We start from the raw sequence: 15,419 nt of genomic DNA, 5'->3' as shown, positions 1-15,419 counted from the left end.
CGCGTGCCGAGGGGCACGCGACGCGACTCGGGGGAAGGGTGCGGGTCCATCGCTTGCCAGTCGTTCTGGCGGTGCGGCGGCCCGGGGAGAGCGGGCCGCCGCACCTGGTCTGGGCGAGTGGGTCAGGTGCGGTTGATGACGAACTGCGAGCCGGGCTCGACGCAGACGTCGCCTTCCGCCGAGTTGGTGTTGGTCACGTCGGTCAGAGTGGCGCTGCCGCGTGCGCCGCCCATGGCGAGGACGCCGCAGCCGTTGACCGACTTGTCGATGCGGACATGGGTGATCTTCACGTCCGGTATCGCGCCGCCTCCCGTCTTGAACTGGATGCCGTCATAGGTCGAGTCGTGGATGTCGGTGTCGCGGATGGTGACACCGGGGATGTCCGGTCCCTGCGCGAAGAGCGTGATGGCGCCGAACTCCTGGTCCTCGTTCCAGAACGCCCCGCCCGTGCGGTACAGGCCGTTGCCCGCGATGAGGGTCTGCCCGGAGAAGGGCAGCGGGTCGTGGTCGGTGGCCAGCATGATCCCCGGGTAGTTCATGGTGTCGGAGACGAGGTTGTTCTCGATGGTGTTGCCGTAGCCGCCGTAGACGGCGATGCCGTTGGCGCGCCAGGGCAGTTGGACGGTGTTGTTGCGGAAGTGGTTGTCGTGGCCGATGTCGACCGAGGTGTCCTTGACGTACTTGCTGGCCCATACGGCAAGGGCGTCGTCGCCGGTGTTGCGGAAGGAGGAGTTGTAGACGGTGGAGTTGCGGGTGCCATTGGCGAAGTTGACTCCGTCGGCGTAGGTGTTGCGGATGCGTACGCCGCTGAACTCGACGCGGTCGCCCGGGCCCCACAGTTCGGGGATGTTGGAGTAGTCGCGGCCGACCCAGGCACCGACGTTGGCGTGTTCGATCCACACGTTGGTGATCTTCGTGTCCTTGCCGAACCGGCCGTTGAGCGCGACACCGCCCTCGGCTCCCCCGTCGCCGCCCCGGATGGTGCCGGAGCCGAAGACGGCGATGTCGGAGATCTTGGTGTTGTCGTCGATGTCGAAGCCGAAGTTGCCCTCGTGCGGGTGGTTGATGCCGCCGGCCTGGTGCGGCGGGGTCAGCGAGTACAGCTGGGAGTGCCACATGCCGGCGCCGCGGACGGTCACGTCCCGGATGCCGACCTGGTTGTACTGGCCCCGGTCCTGCGGGTCGTCGGTGAGGATCTTCTTCTCCTGCCGCCACTGGCCCGCCGGGATCCACACGCAGTCGATCTCGCCGTTCTGGTCGGCAGTGACGGCGCGCTGGATGGCGTCGGCGTCGTCGATGCCGTCGTTGGGTACGGCGCCGTACTCGGTGATGGAGGTGCAGCCGGCCGGCTGGGCGGCCGGGGCGGCGACCTGCTCCAGGTCGACCAGGTCGATGACGTAGAAGGCGGCGGTGTCGCCCGCGTCCCGCTGGAGACGGAACTCCGTGCCCGCCGGGTAGGTCTCGGTCAGTAGCGCGTGGGACTCGTCGAAGAGGCGGCGTGCGTCGCCGCCCGGGGTGTTGGTCAGCCCCTCCGGGTCGTCGGTGGTGCCGTAGAGCCAGCTGTGCTTGGACGAGAGCGTCAGCTTGCGGACGAACTCGCCGTCGGCGTACAGGCTGAGCGTGGCCTCGCGTCCGCCTCCGCCGGCCGCGTCCGGGACGGAGTTGCGTACGACGACGGAGTTGGCGGCGCTGATGGAGGTGAACTCGACGTGGTCGCCGGTGTCGTCGAGCCGTACCGACCGGCGGCCGGACGATTCGGTGGCGAAGTTGGTGTGCCCGAAGGTGCGCTGCTTGTCGGCGGTGAGGAGGGTTCCGTCGTAACTGCCGTCCTCGGCCTCGTACTCGGCGTAGGGGACGGCGGCGCCGCGTCCGACGACGATGGAGCGGGCGAAGACGTTGTTGTTCTCGTCGGTCTCCTCGGCGGTTGCGGTGGCGTCGGCCGTGGCGGTCAGGGTGGCGCCGCCGTTGGTGGCCTTCCAGGTGCCGTCGATGGTGACGGTGGTCGTGTCGCCTGCGGCGACGGTCCCGGTCGTGCCCTGAAGGGTGGTGTCGCCGACGGTGAGCCGGGTGACGGTGCCAGCGGACACGGGGGTGGTGCCGCGGTTGTTGACCGCCACGGTGAAGGAGACGGACGAACCGACCGCGGGTGCGGCCGGGTTGCTGGTGATGCCGGTGACCCTCAGGTCCGGGCCCGGGGCCTGGGCGACGGTCAGCTTCTTGTCGGCCGTCCGGCTGTTGTTGCTGTTGTCCAGCTCGGCGACGGTGTCCGTCGGGTCGACGGCCGCGGAGACGGTGTAGGAGCCGGTCGGGCGCTTGCCGACGGGGACGGAGACGGTGGCGGACGATCCGGCCGGGAGGGCGGCGACCGGAGCGGAACCCGCGACGGCGCCCTCGACGCTGACGTTCACCGTCGTCGCGGGGGCGTCTGCGGTGCCGGCGTTACGGACGGTGGTGTCGACCGTCACCTCGTCCTTCTCGGACGGGGAGGCCGGGGACCAGGTCAGATCGGTGACGACGAAGTCCGGGTGCGGCGCCGTCCTGCCGATCACCTGCAGTTCGGCGACCTGCGCGCCGGGAGCGCCGGTGTTGGAGTGGAAGGCCAGCCGCACGTCCGCGACGCGGCCCGTCACCGGGATCACCACGGAGTTCTCGCCCGATGACGGGCTGAAGGAGTAATCGGCCCTGGGTTTCAACGTGGTGAACCCGGAAGCTCCCTGGGCGCGCCCCAGGACCTCCAGCGACTGCTTGCGTGCTGCCCATATGTGATCCGGGTTCAGCTTGACGGCCACGGCCTCGACGTCCGCGTCGGCACCGAGCTTCACCGTCAGGTCGGCCGGGAAACCCGCCGACTCCCAGTAGGTGCTGAGGTTGTCGTCGTTGGCGTTCGTCGCGACGTAGTTCTGCGTCGTGGACGTGGCCTCGATCGGCTTGTTCCGCGCCAGGTTGGTGCCCTCCGGGGGCGGGTCCACGGGATCCTCGCCGCCCTCGCCGTAGATCTCCAGCTCGGACAACTGGGCTGCGTTCCAACCCGAGTTGGAGGCCACCTGCACCCGTACGTAGCGGGCGGTGGCCGAAGGCAGGTCGATGTTCACGGTGTTCGCCTCGGAGGGGGCGAACGTGCGGGCCTGGGTGCCGGCGAGCGTAGTGAAGGAGTCGCCGTCGGGGCTGCCGAGGACGGCCAGGGACTGGGAGCGTCCCTCCCAGCCGGTGGGGAGTTTCAGCGCGACGCGGTCCAGGGGGACTTGGGAGCCCAGGTCGACCTGGACCCACTGAGGGAAGGAGCCGGTCGGGCCCTCCCAGTACGACTGCTGGCTTCCGTCGGTGACGTTGGCCGCCGGGTAGCCGCTGTGTGCTCCACCGGCCGCTGCCGGTCTGCCGAGTGCGAGGTTGGGATCCTCGTCCGCGGCATGTGCGGGGGCGGGCAGCAGTCCTACGGCGATCAGGCCCGCGGTCAGCAGGCCGACCCCCCATCGTCTGCCCGGAGGTATGCCTCTCATGTTGGCCTTTCCCAAGGTCATGCGCGGGGAGCGCAGCATGGGTTCGACAGGAAATGGCGACCGCAAGACAAATTCTTGAGTAGTTTCATCGCTTGCTTGCGTCGCTGGGCTGAGAGGTTTCTACTGCATGACGAGTTTGTCAACGGTTCCGTCCTGACCATGACAGGCGGAAGGCGGCAGAAACGCCGACGGCACCGGTATCAAAGCCGCTCAAGGAGCGGCGATACCGGTGCCGACAGGGTGGTGACGGAGGGTCAGCGGGTCGGGGGCGGTGCGGTCGATCCGCGGACGACGAGCTCGGGCTCGAAGAGCAGCTCCCCCAGGCCGGGGTGAGTGCCCTGGATCTGGGCGCACAGCAGGTCGACCGCGGCGCGGCCCATCGCCTCGATGGGCTGGCGGACCGTCGACAGGGGCGGCTCGGTGCACGTCATGAAGGCCGAGTCGTCGAAGCCCACGACCGACACGTCCGCGGGAACGGAGAGCCTGCGCCGGCGGGCGGCCCTGATCGCCCCCAGGGCAAGGGGGTCGCTGCCGCAGACGATTCCGGTGACGCCCTGGTCCAGGAGCTGCGCGGTCGCGGCCTGCCCGCCTTCCAGCGAGAAGATCGACCGCCGCACGAACTCCTCGGGCAGCGCCATGCCCAGCGCCTCCGCCGCCACCTTGGCGGCCTCCAGCTTGCGGCGCGAGGGGACGTGGTCCGGAGGGCCGATGACCAGGCCGATCCGTTCGTGGCCGAGCGAGGCGAGGTGGCGCCACGCCTGCTCGACGGCGACCGCGTCGTCGCACGCCACGCACGGGAAGTCGAGGCCCTCGATCGACGCGTTCACCAGGACGACCGGGATATTGCGCTCCGCCAGCAGGTGGTAGTGCTCGTGCGGCGCGTCGGCCTGCGCGAAGAGGCCGCCGGCGAAGACCACCCCGGACACCTGCTGCTGGAGCAGCAGGTCCACGTAGTCGGCTTCGGACACGCCTCCCGTGGTCTGCGTGCACAGCACCGGCGTGAGCCCCTGTTGCGCGAGCGCGCCCCCGATGACCTCGGCGAACGCCGGGAAGATGGGGTTTTGCAGCTCCGGCAGCACAAGGCCCACGAGGCGGGCGCGCTCCCCGCGCAGCTGCGTCGGGCGCTCGTATCCGAGGACGTCCAGCGCCGTGAGCACGGACTGCCGTGTCGCATCGGAGACACCGGGCTTGCCATTGAGGACACGGCTGACCGTGGCCTCACTGACCCCCACCTTCTTCGCCACCTGGGCCAGTCGTCGCGTCATGCACGCAAGCCTAACGCAAAACCCGCAAGTAGTTGCAGCCCTCCCACCGTTCATATCCGTCGACGGGACCGGATCTGACGTACCTGCACGTGGTCGTCGTTGTCTGCTCTGCGCAAACGGCTTCCAGAGGCGCCGACGGTGGGGTGTCAGGCCCGCAGCCACACCGCCGTGTCCGTCGGCAGCGTTCCGTCGGCGTGCAGCGGGCCGCTGGCCAGGAGGAGCCGTTCGTGCGGCGGCAGGACCGCCGGGGCGTCGGAGAGGTTGACGACGCAGACCAAGGCGTGGATTCGGCGGAAGGCGAGGACGCCGTCCCGTGCGGGGAGCCAGGCCAGGGGGCCGTCACCGAAGCCCGGCTCGCTGCGGCGCAGGCGCAGGGCCCGGCGGTAGAGGGCGAGCATCGACTCCGGGTCACCGCTCTGCCGGTCGACCGCGTAGCGCGCCCAGTCCGCCGGCTGGGGCAGCCAGGGCTCGGACCCCGGCCCGAATCCGAGGGACGGTGCGCCGGCCTCCCAGGGCAGCGGGACGCGGCAGCCGTCGCGGCCCGGGTCCGTCCCGCCGGAGCGGAAGTGCATCGGGTCCTCGATGCGCTCCAGTGGGATGTCGGCCTCGGGCAGGCCCAGTTCCTCGCCCTGGTAGAGATAGACGGAGCCGGGCAGGGCGAGGCTGAGCAGGGCGGCGGCGCGGGCGCGCCGGGTACCGAGAGCGAGGTCGGTGGGGGTGCCGAAGCGCTTGGTGGCGAAGTCGAAGGCGGTGTCCGCACGGCCGTAGCGGGTCACGGTGCGGGTCACGTCGTGGTTGCACAGCACCCAGGTGGCCGGGGCGCCGACGGGCGCGTGCTCGGCAAGGGTGTCGTCGATGGAGCGGCGCAGCCGGGCGGCCTCCCAGGGGCACGTCAGGAAGTTGAAGTTGAACGCCGTGTGCAGCTCGTCGGGGCGGAGATAGCGGGCGAAGCGCTCTGCGTCGGGCAGCCACACCTCCCCCACGAACACACCGCCGTACTCGTCGGCGATCGCCCGCCAGGAACGGTAGATGGCGTGGATCTCGTCCTGGTCGACGAAGGGCTCCGGGTCGACGCCCGCCGTGTAGTCCGGCAGGGACGGGTCCTTCACGAGCAGGGCCGCGGAGTCGATCCGCACGCCCGCCACGCCCCGTTCGAACCAGAAGCGCAGCACGTCCTCGTGCTCCTGACGCACCGCGGGGTGGGCCCAGTTGAGGTCGGGCTGCTCGGGCGTGAACAAGTGCAGGTACCACTCGCCGTCGGGGAGGCGGGTCCAGGTGGAGCCGGCGAACTGCGACGGCCAGTCGTTGGGCGGCAGTTCCCCGTGCTCGCCGCGTCCGGGACGGAAGTGGAACAGTTCCCGCTCGGGGCTGCCGGGGCCGGCGGCGAGCGCTGCCCGAAACCAGGGGTGCCGGTCGGAGACGTGGTTGGGCACGATGTCGATGATGATGCGGATCCCCAGTTCCCGGGCCTCCGCGATCAGCTTCTCCGCGTCGGCGAGCGTGCCGAAGGCCGGGTCGATGGTGCGGTAGTCGGCCACGTCGTAGCCGCCGTCGACCAGCGGTGAGAGGTACCAGGGGGTGAACCAGACGGCGTCCACGCCGAGTTCGGCCAGGTAGGGCAGTCGGGCGCGCACGCCCGCGAGATCCCCGGTGCCATCGCCGTCGCCGTCGGCGAAACTGCGCGGGTACACCTGGTAGATGACGGCGTCGCGCCACCAGTCGTCGGTGCGGTGCGGGGTGGGGGCTGCCACGTGACGGTCCTTTCGGGCAGGGTGGATCTTCGCCGCCGGTGCGGACAGCGGGGCGTCGGACAGGCCGGCGGCGAAGGCTTGTGGGCGGTGACGGGTGCCGCGGCGGGCGGTCAGCCCTTGAGGCCGCCGGCGGTGAGGCCGCTCATGATGTTCCGCTGGAAGATCAGGAAGATCAGCAGGGTGGGCAGGGAGGCGATCGTCAGCGCGGCGATCAGCACGTTCACCGGCACACCGTTGGACAGGGAGTAGATACCGACGTTGAGGGTCTGCTTGGCGGGGTCGGGCAGGGTGAGCATCGGCCAGAGGAAGTCCTTCCAGACGCCGACGACCGCGAAGATCGACACCACGCCGAGGATCGGCCGGGAGATGGGCAGCACGATCGACCACAGGATGCGCATCGGCCTCGCCCCGTCCATCGAGGCGGCGTCCAGCAGTTCCTTCGGGATCGAGTCGAAGAACCGCTTCAGCAGGAAGATGTTGAAGGCGTTGGTCACCGAGGGCAGCCAGATGGCCCACGGGGTGTTCAGCAGGTTCCGCTCGACGATCGGCACGTCCAGGACCGTCAGGTACTGCGGCACGACGAGCACCGTCGCGGGGATCATCAGGGTCGCCAGCATCATCCCCAGGATCGCCTTGCCGAATATCGGGCGGAGCTTGGACAGCGAGTAGGCGGCGGCCACGTCCAGGACCAGTTGGAAGGCCAGGGCACCGAACGCGTAGTAGAGGGTGTTGCCCAGCAGTCTGGCGAGGTCCATGACCTCCCAGGCCTGCTGGTAGTTGTCGGGCTCGAAGGATTCGGGAACCAGCGTCGGCGGGGTCTGGATCACTTCCTGCGCCTCCTTGAAGCCGCTGGAGACCAGCCAGTACAGCGGTCCGAGGAAGGCCAGCGTGAAAGCGCCGGTGACCAGGGTGAACACGATCCAGTACAGGGCTTTGCCGCGCGGCCTGGCCAGTTGGGCCGGCGAGATGAGCGTACGCGTGGACATGGTGGTCTCCCCTGGCCTACTCGTCCTCGGCGCGGCTGAGCCTGACGTACGCCGCGGAGAATCCGGCTAGCAGCACGAGCAGGAGCAGGCCCAGCGCCGCCGCGGCACCGTAGTTGTTGAAGTTGAAGGCGTACTGGTAGATCAGGTAGACCACCGTCGTGGTCGAACCCTCCGGGCCTGCACCGCCGGTCAGCAGGAACGGCTCGACGAAGACCTGCATGGTGGCGATGACCTGCATGAGCAGCATCAGCGACAGGATCAGCCGGGTCTGCGGGATGGTGACATGCCAGATCTTGCGGAACAGCCGGGCGCCGTCGAGTTCGGCCGCCTCGTACAGCTCACCGGGGATGCCCTGCAGCGCGGCGAGGTAGATCAGGGCGGCGCCGCCCATGTTCATCCAGGTCGAGGCGAGGACGACGGAGAGCATCGACAGGTCCGCGTCCTGGAGCCACTGCTGTTCGGGCAGGCCGAAGAAGCCGAGCATTTCGTTCAGGAGCCCGTAGCCGGGGTCGTAGAGGTACTTGAACAGCAGTACGGAGGCGACCGGCGGCAGCATCACCGGCAGGTAGACGAGCAGCCGCAGGTAACTCCTGCCGTGGTGGAACTCGTTGATGACGATCGCGACGACGAACGGCACCGCGAACCCGAAGACGAGCGCCAGGACGGTGAACAGCAGCGTGTTGCGCCACGCCTGCCAGAAGGCGGGATCGTTGAACACCGTGACCAGATTGTCCAGGCCGACCCAGGTGACCTCACCGCCCTCGGCCTTCTGGAAGGCCAGGAAGAACTCCCTGACCATGGGATACCAGGAGAACAGGGCGAAGCAGACGACCGCGCCGATCAGGAAGCCGTGAGCCGTCAGGTTGCGCCGCAGGCTCCGGGTGAAAGGTCCGCGGGCGGGCGCGCGGGATGTCTCGCGCGGCTTGGTGTGACTGGGTGGTCCTGCCTTGCTCGGGGTCAGGCTGGGGGCCGACATCGTCGCTCCTTGGTACCGATCTGCCATGTCTGTCACCGAGGCCGGGACGCCGGGCGGGGCGGCTCCTACGCCGCCCCGCCCGGTTGCGTCACTGATTGGCCAGGATCTGGTTGACCTGCGACTCCGCAGTGTCGAGGAGCTTGTCGATGTCGGCGTCCTCGTTGGTGAGGAGGCCGGACATGACGTTGTCGAGGACCTTGTAGATCTCCTGCGCCTTGGGCGGCTCGGCCTTGCCCACGACGGGGTTGTCCATGAACGTCTTGAAGTTCTCCACCGGCATCGTGGCGTGCTCGGCACGGGCCGCGTCGTCCTGCGTCTTGGACTCGTTCAGCCAGAAGTTGGGCTGCGGGACACCGACCGGCAGCCCGTCGGCCTTGGTGCGCTCCCAGTCGAACTGGCCCTTGCCCACGGTGAGGTTCTTGAGGTTCAGCCAGGCGATCGCGGCCTTGACCTTGTCGGACGAGATGCCCTTCTTGATCATGTAGCTGTTGCCGCCGGCCAGCGTGGCCTTCTCGCCGGGTATCGGCCCCATGCCGAAGTTCTCGTACTCGGCGCCGAGTTGCTGAGCCATGTAAGCAATGTCGTCGGGGGCCGCGAGGAACATGCCGAGCTTGTCGGTGGCGATCTGCTTCTGCAGGTCGCCCCACTTCAGCAGCTGGGTCTTGCCCATGCTGTCGTCCTGCCAGCGCATGGCGTGGAGGTTCTCGGCGACCCGCCTGCCCAACTCGTCGTTGAACGCGGCCTTCTTGCCGCTCGCGTCCACGATCTCGCCGCCGATGCTGTACATCTGCGCGGTGAAGTGCCAGCCGCCGGTGTTGCCCGCGCTGTACTCGCCGAATCCGGCGATGCCGTCGCCCAGATCGGCGATCTTCTTCGCCGCGGTGCGGACCTCCGCCCAGGTGCGCGGCGGGGCATCGGGGTCGAGGCCGGCCTCCTTGAACAGCTTGCGGTTGACCAGCAGACCCATCGTGTAGTTGCTCGTGGGCAGACCGTAGAGCTTGCCGTCCTGCTTGAGCGTGCCGAGCACGTTCGGGTCGATGTCCTTCAGCGCCGGCACGGTCTTGTCATTGACGTAGGCGGTGATGTCCTCCGCGCCGTCGTGGTCGAGCACCTGCGGCAGATCGGTGAAGTAGGTGTAGAAGACGTCGGGCTGCGACTTGGCCTTCAACATCGCGGTGAAGCGCGGCGGTTCCAGACACTGGCCAGGCGTGGAGCGGCCCTCGACGGTGACGTTCGGGTAGGTCTTGTTGAACTCCTCGACGTCCTCCTTCCACTCCTTGAGCTCGGCCGCCTTCGCCGTCGGCGGCATGCAGTCGATGGTGATCGTCACCTTCGTCTTCGGATCCAGCGGGGCGGAGGGATCCGACGAGCCGTTCCCCTCGGAAGAGCCACCGTCGTTGTCGCTGCTGCTCGTGCCGCAGGCAGCGAGCGCGGTCAGCGTGAGCGCGGAGACGAGGGCGACCGCGCTTGCGCGGCGAGTACGGCGGAACCTGGCACTTCTCATGGGTGGTCCCCTTCGGGCATGAACGTGAAAGGTCACCCCACCACCGGTCGGCGGGTGCGCTGTGGGGTGCGGCACACTCAACCACTCACTCCAAGTGAACGCAAGATCTCGCGTTGATTTCGTAATTTGCTTACAAGGGCAGGTCGGATAGCTGCTCAGGGATCGTCAGATCGCAATCCATGACGGCGACCGCCCCGGCCTCACATCAGCTGGAACATCTTGCGGACCGGCCACAAGAAGAGGAGGCCCAGGGCCACCGCACCGGTGCCCCTGGGCCTCCTCGTTCTGCCGTCAGGCAGGGATCATTTGCTTCCACACCTGGGCGCTGGTGCCGTTGCACTCGTGGATCTGCAGCCGGACGGCGTTGGTGAAGTCCGCGTAGGGCACGTCCAGGCACTTGCCGGACGCCGGGTTGCTGAAGGCGGCCGGGGTGGGCTGGTCATAGCGCCACTGCTGGGCGCCGGTCCCGTTGCACGTATAGATCTGGACCTTGGTGCCGTTCGCGGTGCCCCCGTCGGCCACGTCCAGGCACTTGCCCGAGTGCGGGTTCACCAAGGTGCCTTCGGATGTGATCCGCCAGGTCTGGCCCAGGGAGCCGTTGCACTCCCACAGCTGGACCCGCGCGGCATCCGCCGTGCTGGCGCCGCTCACGTCCAGGCAGTGCTTGCCGCCGTTCGGGCTGTAGGAGAACTCGGTGGGAGTGGGCTGCGAGCCGGTCACCGTGAACGGACACCAGGCGGACCAGGCGGAGGGCCCGTCGCCGTTCTCGGCACGGATCCGCCACTGGTAGTCACCCGGGCTGAAGGTGCTGGTGGGTATCTCGATTCCCCATACGTGCCCGACCGGCCCCGTGTTCACCTGATACGTACGGAACGGCTGCTCGCCCGCACGCGCGAGCTCGATCGTCCCGTCCAGACCGGGCTGGGGGTCCACGCCCCGGACGTCGGCGGCGAACAGCGGGGCGGAACCGTTGGCGGTGCTGAACGTCGGCGGGCTCTGGGCGCCGCACAACTGGAAGCCCGCATAGGGGCCGTTGGAGATGCGCAACGCCTCGGGCACATCAGGCACAGCCGCCCACGCCACAGCCGGAACACCGAGTAACGCCGTCGCCAGGCCCGCGGCGACGACCACCACGTAGCGAATCCATCTCATGCTCACTCCATCGCAAGATCGACACATCCGGTCGATCAGGAGTCCACATCGGCCGACATCCCCGCGTCAGCCCCACCGGGGCCGACGTAAGAAACACGTCACAACTCCCGCTCGGACAACGGATGTTCGAGCAGGACGCGGATGCGGTCGTCCGGTCGCGGCGGCGCGCATACAGTCGGGGCATGATTTGTCGACTGTGGCGAGGCTGGACCACGGCGGAGAACGCCGACGCGTACGAACGCATTGTCCGGGGGCAGGTGATTCCCGGGATCGAGGCGCGGCGCATCCCGGGGTTCCTCTCGATCGACCTGGTCCGGCGCGAACGGGAGAACGACGTCGAGTTCATGACGCTGATGTGGTTCGACGCGCTCGACTCCGTACGGGCGTTCATGGGCGAGGACTACGAGACGGCGCATGTGCCGCCGGCCGCCCAGGCGGTGCTCTCGGACTTTGACAAGCAGTCGGTGCACTACGAGGTGCTCGACCGCCGCGCGCAGCCCCAGTGAGCAGCCCCGGCGGACGACGGGTGACGTCAGACGCCGCGGTCGACCACGGTTCTTGATCCACTAAGCGGCCCGCACCATCCCAATTCCGCCCAAAAGCAAGCCGGTAGGGTGGCCGCTCCGAACTCCCTGTGACCGACAACCCATCGGAAGCAGGGAGTTACCCATGCAGCGGAACACCACCACCACGCCGGGCCGCAAGCGGGCCAGGAGGCTCGCCGTCGTTGTCGCGGCCGTCGGCGTCCTGCTGGGCGGCGGGTTCGCCGTGGCGGGCCCGGCCGGCGCCGACACCTTCTGCGGGGAGACCGGGGACGGCGGCTTCGGGTGTGTGATCGACCAGGGCGACGGAACGTTCAAGATGGTCAACAGCAACGGGGACATCGTCTACAACTGGTGACGCCGTTCGCTCCCGCGCGTGGCTGCCGTACGCCCGCCGGCGCAGGGCAGCCCGTCACGGGATGACGAGTACCGCCGCGCCGATGAACACCAGTTGCAGTGCGGTGCGCGGGCCGAGTGGGTCGCCTTGGGCCGTGTGGCGCCGGGCGGCCGAGACGTTCGCCGGGAACATCGCGATCATCAGTGCGATGAGGCATGCCGCGGCGAGGCGCGCGGTCGCCGGGATCAGGAGGCCGATGGCTCCGGCGATTTCGAGGATGCCGGTGAGCGTGACGAGGAGACCGGGGCGGGGCAGCGTCGGCGGGACCATGGCGATGAGGTCGGCGCGGAGTTTCGGGAAGAAGTGGGCGAACGCGGTGAGCAGGAACATCACCGCAAGTCCCCACCGCAGCGCCGGATGCCAGCCGTCCAGGGCGTCGACGCCGGCGAGTCCGGCCAGCCGGGCGGCGCCGAAACCGACCAGGAGCGCGAGGAGTGGTTCCATCGGGACCTCCATCTGGCCGACAGGTAAGTTTCCACTGGAAAGATAGGGGCGGCCCGCAATGTTGTCAACGGTAAGATGCGGGGCATGACTGATCGGCCCTATCACCACGGAGACCTGCGCCGGGCAGCGCTCGCGGCGACCGTCGAAGCCATCGAGCAGGGCGGGGCCGCCGCGCTGAGCCTGCGCGACGTGGCCCGCCGCGCCGGGGTCTCGCACGCGGCGTTCAAGCACCACTTCGGCGCGAAACCCGGCCTGCTCACCGCGCTGGCGACCGAAGGCTTCGATCTGCTGGCCGACGCCGTGACCGCCGCGGGCGGTGACCTCGTCGAGGCCGGCGTGGCCTACGTGCGGTTCGCGGCCGCGCACCCGGCGCACTTCGAGGTGATGTTCCAGCCCGCGCTGTACCACGCCGACGACGCGGAGTTGATCGGCGCGCAGGAGCGCGCAGGGCACGCACTCGGCGCGGCCCTCGCGGCGTCGTCGGCATCGGCCACCGAAACCTCCGAGCTGGCCGCCTGGTCGATCGTCCACGGCTTCGCCGGCCTGTGGCTGAGCGGCGCGCTCCCGGACGGACTCGGCGACGATCCCGGCAACGCCGCGCGACCGGTGATCCGGCTGCTGTCCTTCATTCCGTGACCTGACCGCGCCCCTCTCAGCCTTGGGCCGTCGGTCGGCCGCCGGGGCCGGGTCAGCGTGGTATGACCACCACCGTCACCTCGGCGCCCGGGCGGGCATGGACGCGCGCGGTGACCGAGCGGCCCGCCGGCAGGTTGGGGGTGGGCGTGACAGCGGGGCCTGTCAGGGAGATCCGCCAGCCGCCCGCCCGGGACGGTACGCGGATCTCCGTGACGCCGTGGCCGGCGCGGTAGGTGAGGCGGTAGGCGCCGGTCTCGGGGGTGTGGTTCTCGGCCGTGACCGTCCCGGCGACGGCCGCGGCGTACGGAGCGGCGGTCCGGTCCTTGTTCGGCCGCAGGGTGCCCGTGTCGTCGAGGGCGCAGTAGCCGCCGCCGTAGCACCACACATAGCCCGCCCAGCCGGAGGTGTAGCGGCCCAGGGAGACGAGGGCGTCCGAGTAGAAGCGGCCCATGCGGGGCAGCGCGTTGTTGAGCGGGCCCCACTCCCCCACGACCACCGGCACGCCGTGCTGCCGGGGATAGACCGTGACGGCCGCCTCGTAGGTTTCGATCCAGCCCGCGGCCGGGTCGTAGTCGGCGCCGGCTTCCATCGCCGTGTTGTAGAAGTGCGGGGCGTACACCGTCTTCGGGTCGTCGATGCGGCCGAGCGCGGTCGGCACGCCCTCGCCCACGATCGGGGTGGGCTCGAAGAAGATCCAGGCGTCCCGGTCGGCCGAGCGGACCGCGTCGGCGAGCCGGTTGTACATGGGGGTGAGCTGCTCGGCCTCGATCCGGGCGGCCGCGGTGGGCAGGTCCTCGCCGGGGCCGAGTTCGCCCATGGGTTCGTTGATCAGGTCGTAGCCGAGCACGGCCGGGTGGTGTGCGAAGCGCCCGGCCAGGACCCGCCACATGCCGGTCTGCGCGCGCCGCAGGTCGGCGTCCTCGTACAGGTGCGTGAACGCCCGCTGCACGGCGGGCTCGAAGTACTCCGAGAACCAGTCCTCGGGGTGCGGGGTGAACGGCAGCCCGTCCGTCCTGGTCGCCCATGCGGGGATGCCGCGGTGGCCGAAGGCGGGCCCGAACACATCCTGGTGGGCATCGATCAGCACACGTATGCGGTACTTGTGTGCCCAGTCCAGAACACGTTCGATCCGGCGCAGATAGTCCTCGCTGTATCTGCCGCGCTCCGGCTCAAGGTCGTCCCAGAAGACCAGCAGCCGGGCGAAGTTGAAGCCGTTGTCGTGCAGGTCCCTGAAATGCCGCTCGGTGATCGCCGACAGCGCCTGTTCCCCGCGGTGCACCTTGTCCTCGACGTTCCAGCCTCGCAGGGTCAGCACCCGGCCACGCTCGTCGGTGATCCGGGGGATGTCCGCGGCGAGCGGCGCGCCGACGTCCTCCACGGCCCTTCCGGCACCGGCCGTGGTGCCCGCCTGGGCGGCGGTCCCGGCTCCCAGCAGGGCACAGCAGACGAGCGCGGCGAACAGACGTCGGTACACAGGCGGACCTCCGGCAGGCTCTGAACGACTGGTGCGAGAGATCTCATCAGCAGACCTGACGGTCCATCAAGAGGCAGGACAGGAACGGCATCATGCAGGGCCGTCGCGTCCGCCGACTGGGACACTCCGCCGTATGACTTCCTCCATATCCGAGTCCTGGACCCGCATAGAGGCGTGGCTCGCGGACAACGCGCCGCGCACCTTCGCCGAGTTGGCGCCCCCCGCCGAGCCGGAAGCCATCGCGCTGGCAGAGCAGGCCACCGGCCTGGCCTTCCCCCGTCCGCTGACGGAGTCGCTGCTTCGGCACGACGGAACAGGAATCGGCGTTCTGCTGCCGCCGTTTTGGATGATGCTGAGCACCGAGCAGATCGCGGACGCCTGGAGGACACGGACCACAATCTCCGGGCCGGGGAGGCCGGACGCCGACGAGGGCGATCCCGAGGGCGAGTACGGGCCTTGGTGGCACCGGCAGTGGATCCCCTTCGCCGCGGACGGGGCCGGTGACTATCTGGTGATCGATGAACGTGCGACGCAGCGGCGCGGACGGATCGGCAACGCCGACCATGAGGAAGGCTGCCGCTTCGGTCCGCATCCGATGTGGGCCTCGCTGCCGGCGCTGCTCGACATGACTGCCACCGCGATGGAGACCGGCGATCTCGTGGACTGCTACGAACGGGTCGTCATCGATGAGCGAGAGCTGGGCTGGGAGTTCTGACCGCACAACGCGGATGCGGCGTCAGGTCCTGGCAGCAGGACGCGTCTTCAGAGGTGGTGGGTGCGGATCACGGCAACGCC

Annotated in this window: 13 protein-coding genes; 4 read left to right on the top strand and 9 right to left on the bottom strand. The window is 69.2% G+C overall.

What is annotated here, in order from left to right; genetic code table 11:
- Nucleotides 1-122: 122 nt before the first annotated feature.
- The 7 genes from AB0Q90_RS25000 to AB0Q90_RS24970 all read right to left on the bottom strand — a co-directional run bounded on the left by AB0Q90_RS25000 (nt 123) and on the right by AB0Q90_RS24970 (nt 11,131).
- A complete protein-coding gene (locus AB0Q90_RS25000; RefSeq protein WP_363161599.1) occupies nt 123-3,497 on the bottom strand; it encodes a CARDB domain-containing protein in 3,375 nt (1,124 codons plus the stop codon).
- A 254-nt stretch (nt 3,498-3,751) separates the two neighbouring features.
- The gene (locus AB0Q90_RS24995) at nt 3,752-4,762 is read right to left on the bottom strand and encodes a LacI family DNA-binding transcriptional regulator (RefSeq protein ID WP_363161598.1); all 1,011 of its coding nucleotides are present in this window, start codon (nt 4,760-4,762) and stop codon (nt 3,752-3,754) included.
- Nucleotides 4,763-4,908: 146 nt separating this feature from the next.
- Complete coding sequence (locus tag AB0Q90_RS24990) at nt 4,909-6,513, bottom strand: alpha-amylase family glycosyl hydrolase (protein WP_363161596.1); 1,605 nt, start codon at nt 6,511-6,513, stop codon at nt 4,909-4,911.
- A 110-nt stretch (nt 6,514-6,623) separates the two neighbouring features.
- Nucleotides 6,624-7,499 (bottom strand): carbohydrate ABC transporter permease, encoded by an 876-nt coding sequence (locus tag AB0Q90_RS24985; protein WP_363161595.1) that lies wholly within the window; start codon nt 7,497-7,499, stop codon nt 6,624-6,626.
- Nucleotides 7,500-7,515: 16 nt separating this feature from the next.
- Entirely contained in the window at nt 7,516-8,475 is a 960-nt protein-coding gene (locus tag AB0Q90_RS24980) for a sugar ABC transporter permease (RefSeq protein ID WP_363161594.1), read from the bottom strand.
- Nucleotides 8,476-8,563: 88 nt separating this feature from the next.
- Nucleotides 8,564-9,979 (bottom strand): extracellular solute-binding protein, encoded by a 1,416-nt coding sequence (locus AB0Q90_RS24975; RefSeq protein WP_363161593.1) that lies wholly within the window; start codon nt 9,977-9,979, stop codon nt 8,564-8,566.
- Nucleotides 9,980-10,270: 291 nt separating this feature from the next.
- Nucleotides 10,271-11,131, bottom strand: a complete 861-nt coding sequence (locus AB0Q90_RS24970) for an RICIN domain-containing protein (RefSeq protein ID WP_363161591.1) — start codon at nt 11,129-11,131, stop codon at nt 10,271-10,273.
- A gap of 182 nt (nt 11,132-11,313) precedes the next feature.
- Between AB0Q90_RS24970 and AB0Q90_RS24965 the strand changes: the two genes are divergently transcribed.
- Nucleotides 11,314-11,637, top strand: a complete 324-nt coding sequence (locus tag AB0Q90_RS24965) for an antibiotic biosynthesis monooxygenase (protein WP_363161590.1) — start codon at nt 11,314-11,316, stop codon at nt 11,635-11,637.
- Nucleotides 11,638-11,800: 163 nt separating this feature from the next.
- Nucleotides 11,801-12,031: a hypothetical protein gene (locus AB0Q90_RS24960; RefSeq protein WP_363161589.1), complete on the top strand. Its 231-nt coding sequence runs from the start codon at nt 11,801-11,803 to the stop codon at nt 12,029-12,031.
- A gap of 54 nt (nt 12,032-12,085) precedes the next feature.
- Here AB0Q90_RS24960 and AB0Q90_RS24955 read toward each other — a convergent pair whose 3' ends face one another.
- Complete coding sequence (locus AB0Q90_RS24955) at nt 12,086-12,514, bottom strand: DoxX family membrane protein (RefSeq protein WP_363161588.1); 429 nt, start codon at nt 12,512-12,514, stop codon at nt 12,086-12,088.
- Between the two features lie 84 nt (nt 12,515-12,598).
- Here AB0Q90_RS24955 and AB0Q90_RS24950 point away from each other — a divergent pair, with 84 nt between their 5' ends.
- The gene (locus tag AB0Q90_RS24950) at nt 12,599-13,150 is read left to right on the top strand and encodes a TetR/AcrR family transcriptional regulator (RefSeq protein ID WP_363161587.1); all 552 of its coding nucleotides are present in this window, start codon (nt 12,599-12,601) and stop codon (nt 13,148-13,150) included.
- A gap of 52 nt (nt 13,151-13,202) precedes the next feature.
- Here AB0Q90_RS24950 and AB0Q90_RS24945 read toward each other — a convergent pair whose 3' ends face one another.
- Entirely contained in the window at nt 13,203-14,624 is a 1,422-nt protein-coding gene (locus AB0Q90_RS24945) for a cellulase family glycosylhydrolase (RefSeq protein ID WP_363161586.1), read from the bottom strand.
- A gap of 133 nt (nt 14,625-14,757) precedes the next feature.
- Between AB0Q90_RS24945 and AB0Q90_RS24940 the strand changes: the two genes are divergently transcribed.
- On the top strand, nt 14,758-15,339 hold the full coding sequence (locus AB0Q90_RS24940) for an SMI1/KNR4 family protein (RefSeq protein WP_363161585.1): 582 nt from the start codon (nt 14,758-14,760) through the stop codon (nt 15,337-15,339).
- The last annotated feature ends 80 nt before the right edge of the window (nt 15,340-15,419 follow it).

This window comes from Streptomyces sp. NPDC079141 (assembly GCF_040686775.1).
Lineage (GTDB): Bacteria > Actinomycetota > Actinomycetes > Streptomycetales > Streptomycetaceae > Streptomyces.
Note: the sequence above shows the minus strand (reverse complement) of the source record. Positions and strands in the feature narration are given on the sequence as shown.